Raw genomic sequence first — 24544 nt, 5'->3', positions numbered from 1 at the left:
TGAATAAAAACTAAAAATAGTATTTAAATATCACTTTTGGCAGGAGTGTTAATATATCTGCACATCATTGAAATAAGCTTGTTGTGGATATAAAAATGTTGTATATTTGCATCACTGAAAGGATATTAAGGTATTCATGAGGGGACAATTTGTCCCCTCTTTTGTTACTGAAAATTATGTTGAAGGATAAAGTCAAAACACTTTTGGATGACGCCCTAGACCAGGACGAATCACTCTTTTTAATCGATTTTTCAATGGGTGCCGACAATAGTATCCATGTTGTTTTGGATGGTGATAATGGTGTGAGTGTACAGGATTGTATAAAAGTTAGCCGGGCCATAGAGCACAACCTAGATCGTGATGAAGAGGATTTTTCTTTGACTGTGACTTCGGCAGGAGCCGCGTCCCCAATGGTGTGTCCTCGACAGTTTAAAAAGAATATTGGTAGAAAAATAAAGGTACAGACCCAAGATGATCTGTATGAAGGCAGTCTTACCGGGGCCAATGCGGAAGGCATTGTACTGGAATGGAAGGCACGGGAACCCAAACCCATAGGAAAAGGGAAAACCACGGTTCAGAAAAAAAAGGAAATTTTATTTTCTGAAATTAAGGAAGCAAAAGTTATTTTAAAATATTAATAGTAGTATACAAATGGAAAATATTGCGCTGATTGAATCTTTTTCGGAATTTAAAGACGATAAATTCATAGATAGGGTTACGCTAATGGCGATTTTGGAAGATGTTTTTAGGAATGCGCTTAAAAAGAAATTTGGTTCTGATGATAATTTTGATATTATTATAAATCCTGACAAAGGGGATTTGGAGATATGGAGAAACCGTATCGTGGTTGAGGATGGAGAGGTCGAGGAACCCAATGAGGAGATTTCTTTGTCGGAGGCTCGTAAGATAGAACCAGATTTTGAGGTCGGAGAGGATGTGTCGGAAGAGGTAAAATTGATCGATTTGGGTAGAAGGGCGATTTTAGCCTTGCGCCAAAATCTTATCTCGAAGATCCATGAGCATGACAATACGACCATTTACAAACAGTTTAAAGATTTGGAAGGTGAGATCTATACTGCTGAAGTGCATCATATTAGGCATAAGGCTATAATCTTGTTGGATGATGAGGGTAACGAGATTATCTTACCTAAAGATCGTCAGATACCTTCTGATTTCTTTAGAAAAGGGGATAATGTTCGTGGTGTCATCGAAAGTGTTGAACTGAAAGGTAATAAACCGACAATCATTATGTCGAGAAGTTCACCCCGTTTCTTGGAGCAACTTTTCTTTCAGGAAATACCTGAGGTTTTCGATGGTTTGATTACCATCAAGAAAGCAGTGCGTATTCCTGGGGAGAAAGCTAAGGTGGCTGTTGATTCCTATGACGATCGTATTGATCCTGTTGGTGCCTGTGTGGGTATGAAGGGGTCTCGTATACATGGTATTGTCAGGGAATTGGGTAATGAGAATATAGACGTTATCAATTGGACGAACAATCCTCAATTATTGGTGACCAGGGCTTTGAGTCCTGCTCGGGTTTCTTCAGTGAAGCTAAACGACGAGAAAATGACGGCCCAAGTATATTTAAGGCCGGAGGAGGTTTCTAAAGCCATAGGTAGGGGAGGTCATAACATTAGACTTGCCGGAAAACTTACGGGTTATGAGATAGATGTATTCCGTGAAGGAGTTGAGGAAGATGTTGAATTGACTGAATTCTCGGATGAAATCGATGCTTGGATTATAGAGGAATTCAAGAAAATAGGAATGGATACGGCAAGAAGTGTATTGGAGCAAGATGTTGATGATCTAGTGAAAAGAACAGACTTGGAAGAGGAAACGATTTCTGAAGTTGTGCGTATACTTAAGGAAGAATTAGAAGATTAGCTATATATTAGCGGCAGTTTTTAGAATAAGGAAGTAATATTTATGGCAGACAATGCAACAATCAGACTTAATAAGGTCTTAAGGGAGCTCAATATCTCTTTGGACAGGGCAGTAGATTTCCTAAAGTCGAAGGGGCATGAGGTAGATGCGAGACCCACCACAAAAATATCCGAAGCGGTACACCAAGTGCTATTGGATGAGTTTCAAACCGATATGAGCAAGAAGGTTGCTTCTAAGGAAGTTGGTGAGGAAAAGCGCAAAGAAAAGGAAGCCATAAGATTGCAACTTGAGCAGGAGCAGGAAGAGCGTAGGCTGGCCCGTGAAAAAAGAAATCAAGCTTCTGAGCGGATAATCAAGGCCAAAGTAGAGCTTCCAGGTCCTAAGACTGTTGGTAAGATCGACCTGAATCCCAAGAAAAAATCACAACCTGTTGTAGCGGAGAAGAAAGAGGAAGTAAAGCAAGAGGTTGTTAAGAAAGAAGAAGTCAAGCCAGAAGAGGTTAAGAAGGAGGAAGTCAAGGAAGTAGCCGTTAAGAAAGAGGAAGTCAAGGAAGTAGCGGTCGAAAAAGTTGAGGTTAAGAAGGAGGATGTAAAGGAAGAGGTTGTTTCGAAACCTGTTGAAAAGGTTGAAAAGGCCGAAGCACCAGTTGCTAAGGAAGAAAAGGCCAAGGAAAACACGGCACCGACTGAGGAGTCCCCCAAAGAAGAAAAAATAAAAACCCAATATCAAAAGCTTAGTGGTCCTAAGATAATGGGTGACAAGATTGACCTTAGTAAGTTCAATAGGCCCAAAAAGAAGAAAGAAGAACCTAAGGCTTCCGGCGATAATGCCGATAGGAAGAAAAGAAGAAAAAGAATTGTCAGTAGTCCTGGTAGTGGACCAAATAGAGGTCCGGCACAAAGAACTGGGGCGCCCGGTAACAGAAAAGGCGGAAAACGTTTTGCAACTGTAAACAAGGTTGAGCCTACTGAGGAGGATGTACAAAAACAAGTACGGGAAACCTTGGAAAAACTACAAGGTAAATCCAAGAAAGGAAAAGGTGCAAAATACCGTAGGGATAAAAGAGATCATCACCGTCAACAGACCGAAAAAGATCTTGAACAACAAGAATTGGAAAGCAAAATACTTAAAGTAACCGAGTTTGTTACAGCGAGTGAAGTTGCTACCATGATGAATGTTAACACGACCCAGGTGATATCCGCCTGTATGTCTTTGGGAATCATGGTGACCATGAACCAAAGGTTGGATGCCGAAACATTGTCCATTGTAGCCGATGAGTTTGGCTATGAGGTTGAGTTCATTACTGCCGATATAGAGGAAAGTATTGTAGAGGAAGTCGATGCTCCAGAGGATTTAAAACCTAGGGCGCCTATCGTAACCGTAATGGGACATGTGGATCACGGTAAAACATCCTTATTGGATTATATTCGACAAGAGAATGTGATCGCCGGTGAAAGTGGTGGTATTACCCAGCATATTGGTGCTTATGGGGTGAAACTTTCAAGCGGACAAAGAATTACTTTCTTGGATACTCCTGGTCACGAAGCCTTTACGGCAATGCGTGCACGTGGTGCCCAAGTAACCGATATCGCCATTATTGTGGTCGCTGCTGATGATGATATAATGCCGCAGACGAAGGAGGCTATTAGTCATGCACAGGCCGCAGGGGTGCCAATCGTATTTGCAATAAACAAAATAGATAGGCCAACGGCCAATCCGGATAAGATCAAGGAAGGTCTTGCCCAAATGAACTTGTTGGTTGAAGATTGGGGAGGTAAAATACAGTCCCATGATATTTCGGCAAAAACAGGTGACGGGGTGAAGGAGTTATTGGAAAAAGTACTTCTTGAAGCGGAACTGTTGGAATTGAAAGCCAATCCGGACAAATTAGCTTCGGGTACGGTAGTGGAAGCTTTCCTTGATAAAGGAAAAGGATATGTTTCAACAATATTGGTTCAAGCGGGTACCTTGAAAATAGGGGACTACGTTTTGGCAGGTACATGTAGTGGTAAAGTGAAGGCCATGCATGATGAAAGAGGAAAAGAGATTAGTGAGGTAGGGCCTTCACGACCTATATCCATACTTGGATTGGATGGTGCACCTCAGGCAGGTGATAAATTCAATGTACTTGAGGATGAACGTGAAGCGAAGCAAATTGCGACCCGAAGGTCCCAATTGCAACGTGAACAATCCGTTAGGACACAAAGGCATATTACCTTGGATGAAATTGGAAGACGTATTGCCTTGGGTGATTTCAAGGAATTGAATATTATCCTTAAGGGTGATGTGGATGGCTCTGTTGAGGCATTGACCGATTCTTTCCAAAAATTATCCACCGAGGAAATACAAGTCAATATCATACATAAAGGTGTTGGGCCGATTACAGAGTCCGATGTGCTCTTGGCTTCTGCTTCCGATGCGGTTATCATAGGATTTAACGTCAGGCCAATGGGTAATGCCAGGATGTTGGCTGAAAAAGAGGAAATCGATATTCGAATGTATTCCATAATCTATGATGCCATTAATGACCTTAAGGATGCCATGGAAGGTATGCTGTCTCCAGAAATGAAGGAAGAGATTACGGGTACGGCTGAAATCAGGGAAACCTTTAAAATATCCAAAATCGGAACCATCGCAGGTTGTATGGTTACCAATGGAAAAATATTCAGGAATTCCAATATTCGATTGATTCGGGATGGAGTTGTTGTCTATACGGGTGAATTGTCATCGTTAAAACGATTCAAGGACGATGTTAAGGAAGTCGCCAAAGGGTATGATTGCGGATTGCAGGTTAAGAATTACAATGATATTAGGGAACTCGATATCGTTGAAGCTTTCCAAGAGGTGGCAGTTAAAAAGAAATTGAAATCAAGATAGTGGTTACTCTATAAATAGGTTAAAAAAAAATCGGCTTTTTCAAGTCGATTTTTTTGGTTTTAAAAGCATGGCATCTGGGTATTTTTCCCGAACCTCAATGAATTTGCGCTCGGCTTCAAGTTTTGTTTTGAAGCGGCCAACCCTTACGCGATACGTAGGGGAGTCAAAATCGATCTTCGAAAATAGATTGGGAAAATCAACCTCCACACTCTTTTTGATGCCTTGGGCCTTGGCAAAAGAGCCAAAACCTACTTGTATTCTATAATAGTCGTGATTTTCATTGGAGGATTTGTAAATATCCAGTAGGTCCTCTATGCGGTTATCCTGTTGAATGTTTACCTGTCCCTGCTGTGCAAGGCCTATTGTGGTGGAGAAAGTGATAATCCCGATAATTAACAGTGACTTCATTACGATATGTTTATAAGGTATGTTCGTTTTGCACAAAAGTAAATTTTTAATGATTATTGAAAGCTTTTCCATCTTATTTAGAATAATTATAAATTAGTATTATCAATACATTAACATTTTGCAGATAAAGTCTAATCCTTATTTTTGCCGTCAATGCAGGTACGGTTTTTTTAAATGTGTTTATCTTTTGATGTAGTAATAACCGTGCCAAAAATTTCGATTGAAATATTCTATATATGAAAAAGGTAACATACCGCAATCAATTTTCCAGGGTTTTAGGTGTTAGTCTAGTAGTTTTTCTGCTTTTTTCCGTTTCTATTTTTGCACAGGATGGGGCTGTTGCTTCTGGTGACCCTGCAAAAGGAAAGGCACTCTTTAATCAGAATTGTGCTGCTTGTCATGCGTTGAACAGGAAGATGACAGGGCCGGCCTTGGCTAATGTGGAATCCCGTCTTAATGCCGATGAAGGTTTGGATCGGGAATGGATTTATGCTTGGGTTAAAAATAGTCCTGGAGTGATTAAATCTGGGGATGATTATGCCAATAAGGTGTTCAGTGAGTATAATCAAGCTCCAATGACTCCTTTTCCTACCTTGTCGAATGACGATATTGATAATATCTTGGCATATACCGCTGCGCCGCCACCGGAACCGGTTGTTGCGAGTGCTGCTGTAGCCGAAGGGGGTGGGAGTGGTTCTTCTTCAGGAATATCCAACGAGATGATTTTAGGAGCTCTGGTTATTATACTGGGTCTTTTGGTGATGATGTTGGTCTTGGTGCAAGGAACCTTAAAGCGAATAGCGGTGGCCAATGGTCTTGATTTGGAGAAAGCCAAATCGGAGAGGGGCTTGCCTTTATGGAAAGCATTCGCCCAGAATCAATTCTTGGTTTTGGTCACTGTGGTCTTTTTGTTGTTGTCGGGTGCGTATTTTGTATATGGATGGATGATGCAAGTGGGCGTTGACCAAGGGTATGAGCCAATTCAGGAGATACATTATTCGCATAAAGTGCATGCGGGTGATAATAAGATAGATTGTAAGTACTGCCATTCATCGGCTAGGGTTTCCAAAACTTCAGGTATTCCTTCCTTGAATGTGTGTATGAATTGTCATAAATCCATTTATGAGTATAAAGGTAACCCTGAGGGTCCTTCACAAGAGGACTTGGCCAATGGGTATACGAATGAGTTCTATACAGGTGAGATTAAAAAATTGTATAAGGCCGTTGGTTGGGATGAGGATAATCAAAGTTACACCGGGGAAAGTAAGCCAGTGGAATGGGTGAGGATCCATAATCTTCCTGATTTGGTTTACTTCAACCACTCCCAGCATGTTTCTGTTGCGGGAATTGAATGTCAGACTTGTCACGGTCCTGTTGAGGAAATGGAAATCATGTCACAGTTTGCTCCACTTACTATGGGATGGTGTATCAATTGTCATAGGGAAACCAATGTCAAGGTTGAGGATAACGAGTACTATGCAAAAATCCATGAAGAGCTTTCCAAGAAATATGGGGTTGAAGAGCTTACCGCTGCCCAGATGGGTGGTTTGGAATGTGGAAAATGTCATTATTAATAAAATAAAGTAGCTAATTACAGATAGATCGTATGGCATCAAACAAAAAATATTGGAAAAACGAAGCGGAGTTAAATCCAAACGATTCCATTGTTGAGGCGCTAAGACAAAATGAATTTGTTGAGGAAATTCCAGTTGATGAATTTTTGGGAAACAAAGAGAATTTGTCTTCAACAAATACGAACAGAAGGGATTTTCTAAAATATGTTGGTTTTAGTACCGCTGCGGCATCATTGGCGGCGTGTGAGGGACCGGTAAGAAAATCAATTCCTTACGTTGTTCAGCCAGAACGCATAATTCCTGGTGTTGCAAATTATTATGCAACCACTATAGCCAACGGGTTCGACTTTGCTAGTGTCCTGGTTAAGACGAGGGAGGGTAGGCCGATAAAAATCGAGAATAATACCGATGCCAAAGTGAATGGGGGTGCAAATGCCCGTGTTCAAGGTTCTGTATTGTCCTTATATGATAGTACGCGTCTGCAGGGTCCCATGAAGGCTGGTGAGCCGGTTGAATGGACTGCTCTTGATACAGAGGTGAAGGCCAAGTTGAATACTTTGAAAGCATCTGGAAAACAGATTGCTTTGTTGACGCAGACTTATGCAAGTCCGTCGACTGCCAAACTTATAGCTGAATTCAAGGAAATGTATGGAGCGGTAAACCACGTGGTTTACGATGCAATTTCCGAGGATGCTGCGTTAACCGCTTTTGAAGCGCGTTATGGCGATAGGGCATTGGCGGATTATGATTTTGAAAAAGCGGAGGTAATAGTCTCTTTTGGGGCTGACTTCCTTGCGGATTGGCAAGGGGGCGGATATGATAGTGGTTATTCTAGAGGGCGTGTTCCCAAAAACGGGAAAATGTCAAAGCATGTACAGTTCGAGGCTAATATGTCCTTGTCCGGCGCCAATGCGGATAAACGAGTGCCATTAACACCAATGCAACAAAAAATAGCACTTGCCAAACTGTATGCCAAATTAAATGGGTCTTCCGTTGGTGGTGAAATTCCTGAATATGCAGAACAGGCCATTGATGGGGTTGTTGGTGAGATCAATAAGAATAAAAGTGCCGCCGTTGTAGTTACTGGTTTGCAGGATGTAGATGCCCAGGCCGTTGTTTTGGCTATTAACGAGATGTTGGGAAGTAGGGCTTTCGATGCCAAAGCTCCCAAATATGTCCGACAGGGTAGTGTTAAGGATCTGAATGCCCTAGTGGTGGATATGAAGGCTGGTCGTGTTGGTGCCTTGATCATGGATGGTGTCAATCCAATGTATACGTTGCCTAATGCTGTTGATTTTGAAGAGGGACTTGGCAAGGTTGATCTTTCCGTTACCTTTTCAGGCAACTGGAATGAGACTACGGAATTGACGGATTATGCCGCTGCTGCTAACCATTATTTGGAATCATGGGGCGATACAGAGATTAAAAAAGGGCATTTCAGTTTAATCCAGCCTACGATAAAAGAGCTTTTTGATACAAGACAGTTTCAATCGGCTCTATTGAAGTGGATGGATAGCGATAAAAGCTATTATGATTATATAAAGGAAACTTGGAGTACGGATGTATTGGCTGAAAACGATTGGAATAATGCCTTGCATGATGGTGTTTATGTATCGACAGGTTCCAATGCTGTTGGGGAAATTGTTGAGGCCGTGGCTTCAGCGGTAGGTCTTGATGGTGGGGATACTTCTGGTATGGATGTTTCCTCTGCTGTGAAAAAGCTGTCAAATGCCGTTAGTGGTGGAGGTCTTGAGCTTACATTGTATTCGAAGGTTGGTATGGGTGATGGACAACAGGCTGGAAACCCATGGTTACAGGAGTTTCCGGATCCGATTTCCAGAGTATCTTGGGATAACTATGTTACCGTTTCCAAAGCGGATGCAACACGTTTGGAGTTGATTAATGAGCACGCTGCCAACGGAGGTTTGGATGGTAGTTATGCCAAGTTAACCGTGAATGGGGTGACCTTGGATCAGGTGCCCGTATTGATTCAGCCCGGTCAGGCCCCAGGGTCAATAGGTTTGGCGTTGGGTTATGGTCGTAAGGTCGGAATGAAATCCGAGATGCAGACAGGGGTGAATGCCTATCCGTTATACCAAGGATTCAATAATGTGCAATCGGTAACCATTGAGAAAGCTGCCGGAATGCATGAATTTGCTTGTATGCAATTACACAATACCCTTATGGGTAGGGGTGATATCATAAAAGAGACCACTTTGGAGATCTTTAACACTAAAGATCATGCCGAGTGGAACAAGGTGCCTATGGTTTCTTTAAACCATCAGGAAGTAGAGGCTACAACAGTTGATTTATGGGATAGTTTTGATCGTTCGATAGGGCATCACTTCAATATGTCCATAGATTTGAACGCTTGTACGGGTTGTGGTGCTTGTGTTGTGGCATGTAGTGCAGAAAACAACGTACCAGTGGTCGGGAAGGAAGAAGTGCGACGTTCCCGTGATATGCATTGGTTGCGTATAGATAGATATTATTCCTCTGAGGATTCCTTTGAGGGTGATAACACCAAAAAGGATGAGTTCAGTGGGTTGTCTGGGGAGAAAGGTTCCCTTGGAGGCTTTGGTGAATTGGAACATCCAGCAATTAATCCTCAAGTGGCCTTTCAGCCTGTAATGTGTCAACACTGTAACCATGCTCCTTGTGAGACTGTTTGTCCAGTAGCCGCAACATCACATGGTCGTCAGGGTCAAAACCAAATGGCGTACAACAGATGTGTGGGGACTAGGTATTGCGCCAACAACTGCCCTTATAAGGTTCGTAGGTTCAACTGGTTCTTGTATAACAACAATGACGAGTTCGATTTCCATATGAACAACGATTTGGGAAAAATGGTCATTAATCCAGATGTTACTGTTCGGTCAAGGGGTGTTATTGAAAAATGCTCTATGTGTATCCAAAAAACACAGAAAACCATACTTGATGCGAAGAGGGATGGTAGGGTGATAAAAGATGGTGAATTCCAAACGGCCTGTTCCATGGCCTGTAGTAATGGAGCCATTATATTTGGTGATGTCAATGATAAGGAAAGTAAGGTCGCTGAGTTGAAAGAGAGTGATCGTATGTATCATCTATTGGAGCATGTTGGGACCAAACCAAATGTATTCTATCACGTTAAAGTGAGAAATAACAACGAAGCGTAAAAATATTATTTAGCAAAGTAACTATAAAAGATTATGGCGTCGCATTACGAAGCACCTATACGAAGACCCTTAGTACTTGGAGACAAAGGCTATCACGATGTAACAGTGGATATAGCCGCTCCTGTTGAAGGAAGAGCCAATAAGCATTGGTGGATAGTTTTTTCCATAGCTTTGGTAGCATTCCTTTGGGGGATTGGTTGTATAATTTATACTGTTTCTACCGGTATCGGTACCTGGGGTTTGAATAAAACCGTAAACTGGGCATGGGATATTACCAACTTTGTTTGGTGGGTAGGGATAGGTCACGCAGGAACCTTGATTTCCGCCGTACTATTGCTTTTTAGGCAAAAATGGAGAATGGCCATTAACCGTTCAGCGGAGGCGATGACCATATTTTCTGTTGTACAGGCAGGTCTGTTTCCTATTATTCACATGGGTCGACCTTGGTTGGCTTATTGGGTGTTGCCGATACCAAACCAATTTGGTTCGTTGTGGGTGAACTTCAACTCTCCATTGCTTTGGGATGTATTTGCGATTTCGACGTATCTATCTGTTTCATTGGTCTTCTGGTGGACAGGGTTGTTGCCCGATTTTGCAATGATTCGTGATAGGGCAGTGCTTCCCTTTCAAAAGAAAATATATGGCATATTGAGCTTCGGCTGGACAGGCCGTGCAAAAGATTGGCAACGTTTTGAGGAAGTTTCCTTGGTATTGGCTGGTTTGGCCACTCCGTTGGTACTTTCTGTACACACCATCGTATCTTTTGACTTTGCTACATCCGTCATTCCAGGATGGCATACCACGATATTCCCACCATATTTTGTGGCTGGGGCGGTATTCTCAGGTTTTGCCATGGTGAATACCTTGTTGATAATCATGAGAAAGGTTTCTGGTCTTGAGGCTTATATCACTGTTCAGCATATAGAATTGATGAACATTGTTATCATGATTACAGGTTCTATTGTAGGTTGTGCTTATATTACAGAGTTGTTTATGGCATGGTATTCCGGGGTTGAGTATGAGCAGTACGCTTTCTTGAATAGGGCGACAGGACCTTATGCCTGGGCCTATTGGGCAATGATGAGCTGTAATGTGTTCTCACCACAGTTCATGTGGTTCAAAAAGTTGCGAACTAGTATTATGTTCTCTTTCTTTATTTCGATCATCGTGAATATCGGAATGTGGTTTGAGCGTTTTGTGATCATTGTAACGTCATTGCACAGGGATTATTTACCTTCTTCATGGAGTATGTTCTCCCCTACGTTCATAGATATAGGGACATTTATCGGTACCATTGGGTTCTTCTTTGTACTTTTCCTTTTGTATTCAAGAACCTTCCCTGTAATTGCGCAGGCGGAAGTGAAGACGATTTTAAAATCCTCAGGGGAAAAATATAAAAAACTAAGGGAGGCAGGTAAGCCTTTGTATCAAATTAATGCGAATACCGTAATCAGGGAAGATGTGGTTGAAACGGTGGCCGAACCTGTAGAGGAAAAACCTTCTGGTGCAAAAGAGAGTGTTTCCAGTCTATTGGATTCTATAGGAACGTTCGATGCTTCCAAGGAGAAGGCAGATGATCTTAAGAAGGTAAAGGGTATTGGACCTCAAATGGAGAAGACCTTAAACCAAATAGGTATTTATACATTCGCCCAAGTTAGTCGAATGACCGAGAAGGAATATAATTTGTTGGACTCAATTACCGGTTCGTTCCCAGGTAGGGCACAACGTGATGATTGGGCTAGTCAGGCAAAAAAATTAAATAACAAGTAAGAAGATATGGCATCTAAAGTTATACATGCATACTACGATGATGACGACGTGCTGATGCATGCCGTCAAAAAGGTGAAGGACGCCAAGTATCATATAGAGGAAGTGTATTGTCCTTTTCCAGTTCATGGATTGGATAAGGCCATGGGGCTGGCGCCCACTAGAATTGCCATAACCTCTTTTATTTATGGGTGTGTTGGTCTTGCGGTTTCAATAGTTATGATGAATTATATCATGATTCAGGATTGGCCCCAGGATATAGGTGGTAAGCCTAGTTTTAGCTATTTGGAAAACATGCCGGCATTCGTTCCGATCATGTTTGAGTTAACGGTTTTCTTTGCAGCGCATTTAATGGTAATCACATTTTACCTAAGAAGTAAGTTGTGGCCTTTTAAAAAGGCTGAGAATCCTGATGTACGAACTACCGACGACCATTTTGTTATGGAGTTGGCCATTCACGACAACGAAAAAGAATTAAAGAACTTATTGATGGATACCGGTGCGGTAGAAATTAATGTTTCAGAAAAGTAGTCCTAAAATGATGAACAATTTTATTAAAGTAGGAATAGCATTTGGTTTGGTACTGTTGATGGCTTCATGTTCCAATAAGAGAAGACCTAATTATCAGTATATGCCTAATATGTATGAACCAGTGGGCTATGAGACTTACCAAGGTTTCAATGAGGATGAGGTCACTAGGATTGCATTGTTCAAAGGTGTTTCGGAAGCCATGTTGCCACCGGATAATACAATTCCAAGAGGTTGGATGCCTTATGGGTTGGAGAATACCATTGAAGGGAAGGAACTTTCCAGGTTAAAGACCAGTCCTTTGGATTCCTTGAAAAGTGAGGCCAATTTGGCAAAGGGCAAAGAGCTTTTTAATATCTATTGTGCTATTTGTCACGGACCAAAAGGGGATGGACAAGGTACATTGGTGAAAAGGGAGAAAATTCTGGGCGTTCCCAATTATGCGGATGCAGCCCGCGATATTACAGTGGGGAGTACGTATCACGTAATATATTATGGTTTAAACTCTATGGGATCGTATGCCGTACAATTGAACCATGAAGAACGTTGGCAAGTTGCCGAATACGTTATGAAATTGAAACAAGATTTATAAAATAATACATAGAGTAAGATATGTACACGTTTTCAAGCAGACTAAGAATGGCTTCCTTCATCATGATGATTGTAGGCTTATTAGGTATCGGAATTGGTTTTATGTCGGCCCCAAGCACCGTTGAAGAGGCTAAGGCCATGGTGGCCAGTCACGATGAGGGTCATGGTGATGCACATGCCGAAGCGGCAGGACTCGCAGAGGCAAATGCCCATGGGGAGCATGCTGAGGCCCACGATGCAGCACATGATGAACATGTTTTGCATCAATTGCAGAATAAACCATGGTCAGCGTTGTATGTGGCAGCATTCTTCTTTTTTATGATCGCATTGGGTGTTTTGGCATTTTATGCTATACAAAGGGCATCCCAAGCCGGTTGGTCTCCATTGCTGTTCCGTGTAATGGAAGGGATAACCTCTTATTTGGTCCCTGGGGGGATTATTATATTCGTTATTTTGGTATTGTCTGTATTGCACATGAACCATCTATTTGTATGGATGGACGCTGATGTTGTAGCGCATGATAAATTGTTAATGGGCAAGTCGGGTTATTTGAATCCTACTTTCTTCTTGATTCGTGCAGCTATTTTCTTGGGAGGCTGGATACTCTATAGGGAATATTCCAGAAAGCTTTCCTTAAAACAGGATGCCTCGGATGACAACTCGAATTTCAAATTGAATTTTAGGATATCCGCCGCATTTTTGGTGTTTTATTTGATCAGTGAGTCGATTATGTCTTGGGATTGGATTATGAGTGTGGATCCACACTGGTTCAGTACCTTGTTCGGATGGTATGTGTTTGCAAGTATGATTGTTTCCGGGATTACCGTTATTGCCATGGTAACGATTTATTTGAAATCAAAGGATTACTTGCCGGATGTTAATAATAGCCATATTCATGATTTGGCCAAGTTCATGTTCGGCTTCAGTATTTTCTGGACCTACCTTTGGTTCTCACAGTTTATGCTTATTTGGTATTCCAATATACCTGAGGAAGTAACGTATTTTGTTACCCGTATCGAGGATTTTAAACTTCCTTTCTTTGGAATGGTCGTTATGAACTTTGTGTTGCCATTACTACTTTTAATGAATAGTGACTATAAAAGAATCAACTGGTTTGTCATCCTTACCGGTATTATTATACTAGCAGGTCACTATATGGATATTTTCAATATGATCATGCCTTCTACGGTAGGTGATCAATGGTCTATCGGAATTCCTGAAATTGGAGCCATTCTGTTCTTTGCCGGATTGTTTATCTTCTGGGTCTTTAGGGCACTGACAAAAGCACCTCTTCAACCTAAACGCAACCCGTTTATCGAAGAAAGTAGACATTTTCATTATTAATTTTAGAATAAATATATACCCTCCTTCCCAGTGTTTGCTGGGTAGTGGGGGATAAATGTTTTTGCCCATCGTTGAAGGGTGTTACTTCGGGGATAGTGGGTTTAAGTTTTTTTTACTAAGTTTAAAGCGAAATTTTAAATATAACAATGACTACAATATTGATTTTAGCCGTTTTGGTTTTAGTGGCAATTGCCATTTGGCAAATGACCAAGATTTTTGAATTGTCACAAATTAAAGCAGTGGACTCCCAAATCGCCAATGACAATGATAATAAGTACAATGGGTATTTGTTGTTTGTGTTTTTGATTTTTATCTATGGCATTACCATATTTAGTTTCTGGAAGTACGGAAAAATGCTTTTACCTGAGGCAGCATCAGCACATGGAGCTGAATACGATAGTTTAATGCTTGTCTCTATGGCGATTATATTTTTCGTGCAGACAATTACCCAGGCATTATTGTATTATTTCGGTTATAAATACAGAGGTGTGAAAGGGAATAAGGCCCTCTTCTATGCCGATAATGATAGATTGGAGTTTATTTGGACAATCATCCCTGTTATCGTTTTGGCGGGTTTGATACTTTGGGGACTTTATACATGGACCAGTATCATGGACATAAACGATGATGACGACCCCATAGTTGTAGAGCTTTATGCACAACAATTCAATTGGACGGCTAGATATGCTGGGGCAGACAATGTTTTGGGAGGTGCCAATGTTAGGATGATTGATATTGATAAGGCCAATATCCTAGGTGTTGACGAATCGGATACTTATGGTAAGGATGACATTATCGTTAAGGAACTACATCTTCCCGTAGGCAGAAAGGTGAACTTTAAAATGCGCTCACAAGATGTTCTTCATTCCGCTTATATGCCTCATTTTAGGGCACAGATGAACTGTGTTCCTGGTATGATCACGCAATTCTCGTTTACGCCGACAATCACGACTGCCGATATGAGGAACAAGCCCGAAATTATAGAAAAGGTAAAAAGAACCAATGCTATACGGGCTAAAAAGGCTGCGGCAGGAGCTGAAAATTCAGATCCATGGGAATTTGACTATATATTGCTATGTAATAAGATTTGCGGTAAATCCCATTACAATATGCAAATGAAGATTATTGTTGAAGAGGAGGAAGAATACAATAAATGGCTTGCTGAACAGCAAACCTTTTCACAATCGATGGTATCAGTTCAATAGAGTTAAGTTTAAAAAATAAAAAAAAAGAAATATTTATGTCGGCCACAGTACATGCACATATTGAAGACCACGTTGATGATCATGGGCATCATCACAAGGAGACTTTTGTGACCAAATACATTTTTAGTCAGGACCATAAAATGATAGCAAAACAGTATTTGATTACTGGCGTTCTGGTTATGGGCTTTATTGGTATAGCCATGTCCTTATTGTTTAGGATGCAACTGGCATGGCCAGGAGAGTCGTTTGCGATTTTTGAGGCCTTGTTGGGCAAATGGGCCCCGGAAGGGGTTATGGATGCGGACATATATTTGTCCTTGGTAACCATTCATGGTACCATTATGGTCTTTTTCGTGCTTACAGCTGGGTTAAGTGGTACCTTTAGTAACCTGCTTATTCCATTACAGATCGGAGCGCGGGATATGGCCTCCGGTTTCTTGAATATGGTTTCCTATTGGTTGTTCTTTTTATCCTGTGTAATCATGATTTCCTCTCTTTTTATAGAGGCTGGGCCTGCAGCAGCGGGTTGGACGGTTTATCCACCGTTGAGTGCATTACCCATGGCGCAATCGGGATCAGGATTAGGTATGACCCTTTGGTTGGTGGCGATGGCTATCTTCATCGCATCATCCCTTTTAGGTTCATTGAATTATATTGTAACGGTTATTAATCTTAGAACAAAGGGCATGTCAATGACTAGATTGCCTTTATCTATCTGGGCATTCTTTGTTACCGCAATTATAGGGGTGGTTTCGTTTCCGGTACTTTTATCAGCAGCACTATTGTTGATAATGGATAGGAGTTTTGGAACATCGTTCTTCCTTTCTGATATATTCATACAAGGTGAGGTATTGCATTATCAAGGTGGTTCCCCAGTATTGTACGAACACTTATTCTGGTTTTTGGGACATCCCGAAGTTTATATTGTATTGCTACCTGCATTGGGTATAACCTCAGAGGTAATGTCTACCAATGCTCGTAAACCCATATTTGGTTATCGTGCGATGATTGCTTCTATTATCGCGATTGCCTTCTTATCGACAATCGTTTGGGGCCACCATATGTTCATTTCAGGGATGAACCCATTCTTGGGATCTGTATTTACATTTACGACCTTATTGATCGCCATTCCTTCAGCGGTAAAGGCCTTCAACTATATCACTACACTTTGGAAAGGTAACTTACAATTGAACCCGGCTATGTTGTTTTCCATTGGCTTGGTATCAACCTTTATCACTGGTGGACTTACCGGTATAATCCTTGGGGATAGTACATTGGATATCAATGTCCATGATACGTACTTTGTGATTGCCCACTTTCACTTGGTAATGGGTATTTCCGCACTTTACGGAGTGTTTGCTGGGGTGTACCATTGGTTCCCTAAAATGTTCGAAGGTAAGATGTTGAATAAAAATTTAGGCTATATCCACTTTTGGATAACTGCAGTCTGTGCTTATGGGGTGTTCTTTCCGATGCATTTCGTTGGAATGGCAGGAGTGCCAAGACGTTATTATGAAAACACGGCATTCCCTATGTTTGACGAATTGACCGATGTACAGGTATTGATGACTGTCTTTGCTTTGATAGCCGGACTAGCTCAGTTGGTTTTCTTGGGGAATTTCATCTATAGCATGTTCTATGGTAAGAAAGGACCTCAAAATCCATGGAAATCAAATACCTTGGAATGGACAACACCTCAAGAACATGTTCACGGAAATTGGCCAGGAGCTATTCCAGAGGTATACCGTTGGGCTTACGATTATAGTAAGACTGGGGAAGATGGTGAATACATCATTGCGGGGCAGGATTTTATTCCACAGAACACACCTATACAGGATAACGAGGAGGAAGAAAACCATTAGGATTTCGAAATCAACATATAGGAAAATGCCCAACTTATCAAGTTGGGCATTTTTTTTGATATATCACTAAAAGTCGATTTGGCTTTTTTGTAATATATTTAATAAACTAAAGGGTGCCATATAAAGCATATGGACCGTTATTGAACACAAACCATTGAAATGAAAAATTGTATAACCCTTATCGTGTTGCTTGTTTGCTTCCAAACATTTGCGCAGAGAAAACCTAAGATAAAAGGAAATAAGAATGTCATAGAGGTGCAAGAGGAGCTCCCTTTCTTTAATGCCATTAAATTGGTTGACGATTTGGAGTTGGTGCTTCAGAAAGGCTCAAATAACGCATACACCATTAATGCGGACGATAATTTAATCGATGTGCTCAAATTCAAGGTAGAGGACAGTACCTTGGTTATTAGTTCATTCTATAAGATTACTTCGAAGAAGAAGTTGGATATGGTCATAACCTATACCGATTTGGAAACCATATCGATGATAGACGGTAAGGTCAACATGAAGGATGTTATTTCATCCGATAGGTTTACGGTTAACCTCGAAGGTCCGTCACGGTTGGAATTGAATGCCACGGCCCCAATCATGACTGTGAATATGAAGGGGATGAGTTCCGGGGACTTTAATTTGGCAAGTGATTCATTGCATATTTCCCTAAAGGATAGGGTTGATGCCCGCATCTATGCTGTTGGGATGTCCAATACCATTTGGATGTCTGACAATGCGAGTGCAAGTATGGAAGGAAATGCAGATGTCCTGAATGTAAAACTCAAGGGGAATTCAAGCTTAAAGGCGGAAAGAATGGAAGCAACTTCCGTTGTGGCTGACATGAAAGGCTCCCCAAATGTTAAGATCAAGGCTTTGGAGGAATTTAAATTAGCTTCCCGGGGGTCTTCAAAAACACAGCTTTATGGTGACCCTAAAATTAGCATTGAAGCATTCTTGGATACTTCCCAATTGCTTAAGGAAAATTAATCTAGGGGTTCCCCTTATTGAAAAAGGGTAGGAAAAAAGAAAATCCCCATTGCATTTGCAATGGGGATTTTACAGTAAAGGAAAGTATTGGTTTGGATAATAAAGCTATTTAGGCTTTTGGGCCTGCTGCAATAATATCCGGGTTTGTGTTCGCTTCGAATTTCTTGAAGTTTTCATTGAAAAGATTGATAAGTTTCAATTTAGTAGCTTCATATTTGGCTTTGTCTTCCCAAGTGTTTCTTGGAATCAATACCTCAGAAGGTACACCAGGACAACTTGTAGGGATTTGGAATCCGAATGCTTCATCCTTCACGTATTCTACATTGTCAAAATCGTGGTGGTGAATAGCATCTACCATGGCTCTAGTATATTTCAACTTCATTCTTGAACCACTACCTGTCCAACCTGTATTGATCAACCAAGCATTAGCCTTGTGGCTTTTGATTTTCTCAGCCAATAATTCAGCATATTTGTTAGGATGCCACATCATAAAGGCAGCTCCATAACATGCACTAAAGTTAGGCGTTGGTTCTGTTACTCCCATCTCAGTACCTGCCATCTTTGCAGTATATCCAGAGATAAAGTGATAACTCGCTTGTTCAGGGGTTAGTTTACTTACTGGAGGCAATATACCAAAAGCATCACAGGTAAGGAATATGACATTTTCAGGATGTCCGGCAACACAAGGAATCTGTACATTATCAATGTAATTGATAGGATAAGAAGCCCTGGTGTTCTCGGTTATTGTTGTGTCTGTATAATCAACTTCCCTTGTGTCTTTGTCATAAACCACATTTTCCAAAACGGTTCCAAAACGGATGGCATTATAGATATCCGGTTCTTTTTCAGCAGAAAGATCAACTGCTTTGGCATAACATCCACCTTCAATATTGAAAGTTCCTTCGTTAGTCCAGCAATGTTCGTCATCACCAATCAATCTACGCTTAGGATCTGCACTCAAAGTGGTTTTTCCTGTTCCTGATAGACCAAAAAGGATAGTTACATCGTTTTTCTCACCAACGTTTGCAGAACAGTGCATTGGTAACACACCTTGCAAAGGCATTAGGTAATTCATTACCGAGAAAATACCTTTTTTCATTTCACCGGCATATTCCGTACCTAAAATCACGATTTCCTTACGTTCCAAGTTCAAATCAACACTGGTCTTGGAGGTCATTTCAGAAGTGTAACGGTTAGCAGGGAACTGACCTGCATTGAAGATCACATAATCAGGCTCTCCGAAATTCGCTAATTCTTCCTCAGTAGGCATAATCAACATGTTCTGCATGAACAATGCATGGTAAGCCCTTGTACAAACGATTCTTGTTTTGATTCTATAATTTGGATCCCATCCGGCAAAAGCATCAACGACAAAAAGGTGATCACGTGTATTCAAGTAATCAAGGGCCCTTTCATGGTTGACCATGAATGTGTGCTCGTCCAATCCCATATTGATTTTTCCCCAATCAATATTTTTTTCAGAATCTGAGTGGCGTACAATTCTTTTGTCCTTTGGGCTACGACCGGTTTTTTCACCAGAGAAGGTCATTAAGGCTCCTACATCGGAAATGGCGGTTCCCTTTTCCAAACGGAGTCCAAGTTCATATAAAACAGGGACACTACTGTTCCTGTAGATTTTTTCGGTATCGATACCATACTTTTTAAGATCAAATGTTGCTGACATTGTTTTCTGCTTTAAAATGGTTGTTAAAAATTATTTTTTTTAATTCTGCGCAAAGATTGATAATAATCACCTCACAAAAGATGACAATTATCATGAATGCTACAAGATAAAGAACAATAACGATATAGTTGGTACGCTACAAGTGAATTTTAACATTTGATTTTCACTATCTTTGTTCGTATATGAATGAGTATTTAGATCCCACCACAGGCAATTTTTCGCCTGAGGAAATTGATTTGGAAAGAGCATTGCGCCCCGTAACTTTTAATGACTTTGCAGGGCAGGATCAAGTGCTTGAAAATTTGAAGGTTTTTGTAGAGGCTGCTAACCAGAGGAATGAGGCCCTCGACCATACTTTGTTCCATGGTCCTCCGGGATTGGGGAAAACAACCTTGGCCCATATACTCGCCAATGAGTTGGGGGTAGGTATAAAAATCACTTCAGGTCCAGTATTGGATAAACCAGGGGATTTAGCGGGTCTTTTGACCAATCTAGAGGAAAGGGATGTGCTTTTTATTGATGAGATCCATAGGTTGAGTCCGATAGTTGAGGAATATCTTTATTCTGCAATGGAGGACTATAAAATAGATATTATGATAGAGACAGGTCCCAATGCCCGGTCTGTCCAGATCAATTTAAATCCTTTTACCCTGATCGGGGCAACGACCCGGTCGGGCCTATTAACCTCACCCATGCGGGCACGTTTCGGTATACAGAGTCGACTGCAATATTATTCCACTGAATTGTTATCGACTATCGTGGAACGGAGTGCGGAAATATTGAAAGTACCCATTACCCAGGATGCTGCCATTGAAATCGCAGGCCGTAGTAGGGGAACACCCCGAATTTGCAATGCGCTTTTGCGAAGGGTTCGCGATTTTGCCCAAATCAAGGGGAATGGTAGTATCGATATGGAAATATCGAAATACAGTTTAAAAGCCTTGAATGTCGATGCCCATGGTCTGGATGAAATGGATAACAAAATCCTGACAACCATTATCGATAAATTCAAAGGAGGGCCGGTTGGAATATCCACAATCGCTACCGCGGTTTCGGAAAGTTCAGAGACCATTGAGGAAGTGTACGAGCCTTTTCTGATTCAACAAGGATTTATCATGCGAACTCCTAGAGGGCGCGAAGTTACCGAATTGGCCTATAAACACCTAGGGAGAATCAAGGGAGGTACGCAACCAGGACTCTTTTGAGCTTGATATCAACCTATATGCCATTGATCAAAACCGAAGCAGAACGCCTCGGTTTTTTTATTGATACACTATTAAGGATTCAATGGGATAGGCTAAAATAATTCATCACTTCATTATAATTGCTTATCTCCACACCAGATTCTTTCAGGTTGTCTAAAAGGTTTGCCTTACCGGTTGTTCCTGTTATTCCATTGGAAGATTCGATGAGTACGATCCTGAACTTGATAGTGGTCGGTACCTCTTCATCTGGAATTCGGTCAGGCTCATAACCATTGATCGTTTTTGCCAATAAAAGTCGATTACCGTTAACCTGCAGGTCAATCAATAGGCCAAATTTATCCAATGACGTCGAAACCATTCCTGTATAGGGTAATAGTTTTGCCATGTTTGTCGCAGTACCCATTCCTGATTCTGAAGCATAAATAGGCGTGGCATAAGCCAAAATTGCATTTCCCTCTTCATAAAAAGTGTATAAGCCTACCCCTCCGACACTATCTGCGGGAACAGTATAATAGCGATATTCATTGTTTGCCCCAAAGTGAAGGTTCTCGGACCAATCTGTGTTTGCAACGATGAAATCATAATGGGTTACATTGGCATTTCCGGTATCCCCCTTGATTCCTTGTTCCCCTTCAATGCCCTGAATGCCTTGTTCACCCTGTGGTCCTTGTGGGCCAATGGGACCCACTTCCCCATCTTTGGAACATCCTGTTAGCATCAATGCACTTCCAGCAAAAAAACATAATATAATTCTTAAAATAATTTTCATGGGTTTAAAGTTTGATTTGTTATGAATTTCATGAAAATATTAAATTTAATAGTGATCTTGTTGTATATATGTATAACATAGGTTAAATCTTGTGTAAATTACAAGTAAGAGAATACAAACGGAGTTGCCTTTTTTGAAGATCGGGTAGTGGTATATAGGAGACCTCTGTTTTTTCTTTAGCTTTGCCGAACTAATCTTGAGCACTAAAACGTCATATACTTCCTTGATTAAAACCGAAGCCGAACGCCTCGGTTTTTTGTCGTGCGGTATTTCCAAGGCAGCCTTTTTGGAAGAGGAAGCCCCTAGGTTGGAAAAATGGTTGAATCAAAATATGCATGGGGAAATGCAGTATATGGAGAACCATTTCGACAAACGATTAGACCCTACCAAATTGGTCGAGGGCTCAAAATCGGTTATTTCCTTATTGTTGAATTACTATCCGGAAGACAAACAAAAAGAAGGTACTTATAAGGTATCAAAATATGCCTACGGACAGGATTATCATCACATCATAAAATCAAAACTAAGACAGTTGCAGGAATTTATCACTGCGGAAATAGGAGAGGTCAATGGGCGTGCCTTTGTAGATTCAGCCCCTGTCCTGGATAAGGCTTGGGCTGCCAAAAGTGGCTTGGGGTGGATTGGGAAACATAGTAATCTATTGACCCAACAAGTCGGTTCGTTTTATTTTATCGCGGAATTGATCGTAGATCTTGAATTGGACTATGATCATCCGGTCACCGACCATTGTGGATCTTGTACAGCATGTATCGATGCCTGTCCCACACAGGCGATCGTTGAGCCCAGCGTGGTTGACGGTAGCAAATGTATTTCCTATTTTACAATTGAATTGAAGAACGAAATCCCTGCCCAATTCCATGGTCAGTTTGATGATTGGATGTTCGGCTGTGATGTTTGTCAGGATGTTTGTCCGTGGAACCGGTTTTCAAAATCGCACAACGAACCCCTATTCAACCCCCATCCTGATTTGTTGTCAAACGATAAAAAAGATTGGGAAGAGATAACCCAAGAGGTCTTTAATACGATCTTTAAAAAATCCGCGGTAAAACGAACCAAATTTTCGGGATTAAAACGGAATATTCGGTTTTTAAAATAAACTTTTCCACACGCAAACGTTTGAAGTGGCCCTGCTTCTGGCTTTATATTGGAGTTTTCTTTATGGTCGAGCATAAAATGGTATCTTGTTGGGTAGATTAACCACCAAACCACAAAAAAAACATGGCCCTTATAAAAAAACCAAACCTGGGTTTTTGGCAGATTTTCAATATGAATGTAGGATTCTTGGGAATCCAGTTCAGCTTTGGACTGCAACAAACAGCGATCAATCCCGTATTTCTTTTTCTAGGGGCTCCTGAGGATATGTTGCCTATTTTGAATATTGCCGGTCCGGTTACAGGTTTGGTCGTACAACCTATTATCGGTGCAATTTCGGATAAGACCTGGTCGCTGCGTTGGGGCAGAAGAAAACCTTTTTTCCTTATAGGTGCCATCATTGGAAGTATATGTCTGTTTGCATTTCCCTTGAGTCCGGCGTTATGGTTTGCCGTAGGGTTACTTTGGATTTTGGATGTAGGCAATAATATGGCCATGGAACCTTATCGGGCGTTTGTTGGTGATAAATTACCAGAGAAACAGTTGAGTTTGGGGTATCAAATGCAGAGTCTATTCGTAGGGGCCGGGATTGTACTGGCGAATGCCTCTATCTTTTTGTTTCAGGATTGGTTCGGAGGGGATGCCGCTTCGGAAGTGGTTGGATCGATACCAAAATGGTTGTATTATTCGTTCTTCATTGGATCGGTACTATCTGTGGGCACCATTTTATGGTCGGTATTGAAAACCCCTGAAATTCCACCCTCCGAAGAAGAGCTTGCAGATATTAAGGCGCATAAGGGCTTGCCTTTCGCTGAACGTTTTAAAATGCCATTTGTTGAGATTTCCAAGGCAGTGAAAGAGATGCCTCCTTTTATGTGGAAATTATCCGTTGTGTACCTTTTTCAATGGTATGCCCTTTTTGTGTACTGGCAATTCATAACGCCCTTGTTCAGGACAACTATGGGCTATGATCTTTCAGAAGCTGCTGCACAGGCGGCTAAAATGAGTACCACCTATAATATAGCAACAATCGTAGTGGCCTTGATGCTTGTTCCGCTCACCTTGAAATACGGGGGAAAGAAAATTTATGCGGCCAGTTTATTGGGTACGGGATTGGCCCTGTTGTCCATACCGTACATAAGTGATCCGATCTATGTGTTGATTCCCATGGTCTTATTCGGTATAGGTTGGGCGGCAATGATGGGGATTCCCTATACTATGGTTTCCAAAATCGTGCCCCAGGAACGACGCGGTGTTTATATGGGTATCCTGAATATGATGATTGTAATCCCCATGGGGATTGAAACCTTGACTTTCGGACCTATTTTCAAAAATATTTTAGGGGCCAACGCGGTAAATGCCATGTTGTTTGCCGGAGTCTTTTTCATTATCGCCGCGGCCTTCACCTTGCGGTTGAACGTTTCCAAGGAGGAAATAGGGAAGAAAGCTCAATAATAATATTCATATTGTGGTTAAGGACGAATGCTTCAAATTGTCCATGGATAATTATGTCATAGGCACATAGGGTCTATTATGTAGTTATATCGGTAATATTTGTACTTGGAACTTATTTTTTTCAAAGATTACCCCTAAA

The 24544-nt window shown here is 41.2% G+C and carries 18 protein-coding genes; 15 read left to right on the top strand and 3 right to left on the bottom strand.

The window, feature by feature from the left end:
• Positions 1-176: 176 nt before the first annotated feature.
• The 3 genes from rimP to infB are packed head-to-tail and all read left to right on the top strand — an operon-like array spanning position 177 to position 4761.
• Complete coding sequence (gene rimP, locus HPE56_RS10945; protein ID WP_188243801.1) at positions 177-638, top strand: ribosome assembly cofactor RimP; 462 nt, start codon at positions 177-179, stop codon at positions 636-638.
• A 13-nt stretch (positions 639-651) separates the two neighbouring features.
• Complete coding sequence (gene nusA, locus HPE56_RS10940) at positions 652-1884, top strand: transcription termination factor NusA (RefSeq protein ID WP_109651218.1); 1233 nt, start codon at positions 652-654, stop codon at positions 1882-1884.
• Positions 1885-1926: 42 nt separating this feature from the next.
• Positions 1927-4761, top strand: a complete 2835-nt coding sequence (gene infB, locus HPE56_RS10935) for a translation initiation factor IF-2 (RefSeq protein WP_188243800.1) — start codon at positions 1927-1929, stop codon at positions 4759-4761.
• A 39-nt stretch (positions 4762-4800) separates the two neighbouring features.
• Here the strand turns inward: infB and HPE56_RS10930 are convergent, their stop codons facing one another.
• On the bottom strand, positions 4801-5169 hold the full coding sequence (locus HPE56_RS10930; protein ID WP_188243799.1) for an SPOR domain-containing protein: 369 nt from the start codon (positions 5167-5169) through the stop codon (positions 4801-4803).
• A gap of 236 nt (positions 5170-5405) precedes the next feature.
• On the opposite strand from HPE56_RS10930, the gene HPE56_RS10925 reads away from it, so the two are divergent.
• The 9 genes from HPE56_RS10925 (at position 5406) to HPE56_RS10885 (ending at position 18179) form a co-directional block, all read left to right on the top strand.
• On the top strand, positions 5406-6743 hold the full coding sequence (locus HPE56_RS10925) for a cytochrome c3 family protein (protein ID WP_188243798.1): 1338 nt from the start codon (positions 5406-5408) through the stop codon (positions 6741-6743).
• Positions 6744-6775: 32 nt separating this feature from the next.
• Complete coding sequence (locus tag HPE56_RS10920; RefSeq protein WP_188243797.1) at positions 6776-9901, top strand: TAT-variant-translocated molybdopterin oxidoreductase; 3126 nt, start codon at positions 6776-6778, stop codon at positions 9899-9901.
• Positions 9902-9934: 33 nt separating this feature from the next.
• Positions 9935-11671 (top strand): NrfD/PsrC family molybdoenzyme membrane anchor subunit, encoded by a 1737-nt coding sequence (nrfD, locus tag HPE56_RS10915; RefSeq protein ID WP_188243796.1) that lies wholly within the window; start codon positions 9935-9937, stop codon positions 11669-11671.
• A gap of 6 nt (positions 11672-11677) precedes the next feature.
• Positions 11678-12199 carry a DUF3341 domain-containing protein gene (locus HPE56_RS10910; RefSeq protein WP_188243795.1) on the top strand — a complete coding sequence of 174 codons (522 nt, stop codon included), beginning with the start codon at positions 11678-11680 and terminating at the stop codon, positions 12197-12199.
• A 10-nt stretch (positions 12200-12209) separates the two neighbouring features.
• The gene (locus HPE56_RS10905) at positions 12210-12788 is read left to right on the top strand and encodes a c-type cytochrome (protein WP_188243957.1); all 579 of its coding nucleotides are present in this window, start codon (positions 12210-12212) and stop codon (positions 12786-12788) included.
• A gap of 20 nt (positions 12789-12808) precedes the next feature.
• Positions 12809-14131, top strand: coding sequence for an urease accessory protein UreE (locus HPE56_RS10900; RefSeq protein ID WP_188243794.1), 1323 nt, complete (start codon positions 12809-12811; stop codon positions 14129-14131).
• A 146-nt stretch (positions 14132-14277) separates the two neighbouring features.
• A complete protein-coding gene (locus HPE56_RS10895) occupies positions 14278-15336 on the top strand; it encodes a cytochrome c oxidase subunit II (RefSeq protein WP_188243793.1) in 1059 nt (352 codons plus the stop codon).
• Between the two features lie 35 nt (positions 15337-15371).
• Positions 15372-17198 (top strand): cytochrome c oxidase subunit I, encoded by a 1827-nt coding sequence (locus HPE56_RS10890; protein ID WP_188243792.1) that lies wholly within the window; start codon positions 15372-15374, stop codon positions 17196-17198.
• A gap of 159 nt (positions 17199-17357) precedes the next feature.
• Positions 17358-18179 carry a GIN domain-containing protein gene (locus HPE56_RS10885; RefSeq protein ID WP_188243791.1) on the top strand — a complete coding sequence of 274 codons (822 nt, stop codon included), beginning with the start codon at positions 17358-17360 and terminating at the stop codon, positions 18177-18179.
• Positions 18180-18288: 109 nt separating this feature from the next.
• Here the strand turns inward: HPE56_RS10885 and pckA are convergent, their stop codons facing one another.
• Complete coding sequence (gene pckA / locus HPE56_RS10880; RefSeq protein WP_188243790.1) at positions 18289-19863, bottom strand: phosphoenolpyruvate carboxykinase (ATP); 1575 nt, start codon at positions 19861-19863, stop codon at positions 18289-18291.
• A gap of 182 nt (positions 19864-20045) precedes the next feature.
• Here pckA and ruvB point away from each other — a divergent pair, with 182 nt between their 5' ends.
• The gene (ruvB, locus tag HPE56_RS10875) at positions 20046-21068 is read left to right on the top strand and encodes a Holliday junction branch migration DNA helicase RuvB (protein ID WP_188243789.1); all 1023 of its coding nucleotides are present in this window, start codon (positions 20046-20048) and stop codon (positions 21066-21068) included.
• A gap of 79 nt (positions 21069-21147) precedes the next feature.
• On the opposite strand, the gene HPE56_RS10870 is transcribed toward ruvB, so the two are convergent.
• The gene (locus tag HPE56_RS10870) at positions 21148-21837 is read right to left on the bottom strand and encodes a collagen-like protein (protein ID WP_188243788.1); all 690 of its coding nucleotides are present in this window, start codon (positions 21835-21837) and stop codon (positions 21148-21150) included.
• 223 nt (positions 21838-22060) lie between these two features.
• Between HPE56_RS10870 and queG the strand changes: the two genes are divergently transcribed.
• Both queG and HPE56_RS10860 read left to right on the top strand, forming a co-directional pair.
• Positions 22061-22954, top strand: coding sequence for a tRNA epoxyqueuosine(34) reductase QueG (gene queG / locus HPE56_RS10865; RefSeq protein ID WP_394355049.1), 894 nt, complete (start codon positions 22061-22063; stop codon positions 22952-22954).
• Between the two features lie 122 nt (positions 22955-23076).
• Positions 23077-24405 (top strand): MFS transporter, encoded by a 1329-nt coding sequence (locus tag HPE56_RS10860; protein WP_188243786.1) that lies wholly within the window; start codon positions 23077-23079, stop codon positions 24403-24405.
• Positions 24406-24544: the final 139 nt, after the last annotated feature.

Source organism: Maribacter aquimaris, from assembly GCF_014596745.1.
Lineage (GTDB): Bacteria > Bacteroidota > Bacteroidia > Flavobacteriales > Flavobacteriaceae > Maribacter_A > Maribacter_A aquimaris.
Note: the sequence above shows the minus strand (reverse complement) of the source record. Positions and strands in the feature narration are given on the sequence as shown.

Excerpts from the sequence above, each read along its gene's own strand:
- HPE56_RS10860 (WP_188243786.1), top strand. The coding sequence starts at position 23,077 with ATGGCCCTTATAAAAAAACCAAACCTGGGTTTTTGGCAGATTTTCAAT.
- nusA (WP_109651218.1), top strand. The coding sequence starts at position 652 with ATGGAAAATATTGCGCTGATTGAATCTTTTTCGGAATTTAAAGACGAT.
- infB (WP_188243800.1), top strand. The coding sequence starts at position 1,927 with ATGGCAGACAATGCAACAATCAGACTTAATAAGGTCTTAAGGGAGCTC.
- HPE56_RS10930 (WP_188243799.1), bottom strand. The coding sequence starts at position 5,169 with ATGAAGTCACTGTTAATTATCGGGATTATCACTTTCTCCACCACAATA.
- HPE56_RS10920 (WP_188243797.1), top strand. The coding sequence starts at position 6,776 with ATGGCATCAAACAAAAAATATTGGAAAAACGAAGCGGAGTTAAATCCA.
- HPE56_RS10870 (WP_188243788.1), bottom strand. The coding sequence starts at position 21,837 with ATGAAAATTATTTTAAGAATTATATTATGTTTTTTTGCTGGAAGTGCA.
- rimP (WP_188243801.1), top strand. The coding sequence starts at position 177 with ATGTTGAAGGATAAAGTCAAAACACTTTTGGATGACGCCCTAGACCAG.
- HPE56_RS10905 (WP_188243957.1), top strand. The coding sequence starts at position 12,210 with ATGAACAATTTTATTAAAGTAGGAATAGCATTTGGTTTGGTACTGTTG.
- nrfD (WP_188243796.1), top strand. The coding sequence starts at position 9,935 with ATGGCGTCGCATTACGAAGCACCTATACGAAGACCCTTAGTACTTGGA.
- ruvB (WP_188243789.1), top strand. The coding sequence starts at position 20,046 with ATGAATGAGTATTTAGATCCCACCACAGGCAATTTTTCGCCTGAGGAA.
- HPE56_RS10925 (WP_188243798.1), top strand. The coding sequence starts at position 5,406 with ATGAAAAAGGTAACATACCGCAATCAATTTTCCAGGGTTTTAGGTGTT.
- HPE56_RS10885 (WP_188243791.1), top strand. The coding sequence starts at position 17,358 with ATGAAAAATTGTATAACCCTTATCGTGTTGCTTGTTTGCTTCCAAACA.
- HPE56_RS10910 (WP_188243795.1), top strand. The coding sequence starts at position 11,678 with ATGGCATCTAAAGTTATACATGCATACTACGATGATGACGACGTGCTG.
- HPE56_RS10900 (WP_188243794.1), top strand. The coding sequence starts at position 12,809 with ATGTACACGTTTTCAAGCAGACTAAGAATGGCTTCCTTCATCATGATG.
- HPE56_RS10895 (WP_188243793.1), top strand. The coding sequence starts at position 14,278 with ATGACTACAATATTGATTTTAGCCGTTTTGGTTTTAGTGGCAATTGCC.
- HPE56_RS10890 (WP_188243792.1), top strand. The coding sequence starts at position 15,372 with ATGTCGGCCACAGTACATGCACATATTGAAGACCACGTTGATGATCAT.
- pckA (WP_188243790.1), bottom strand. The coding sequence starts at position 19,863 with ATGTCAGCAACATTTGATCTTAAAAAGTATGGTATCGATACCGAAAAA.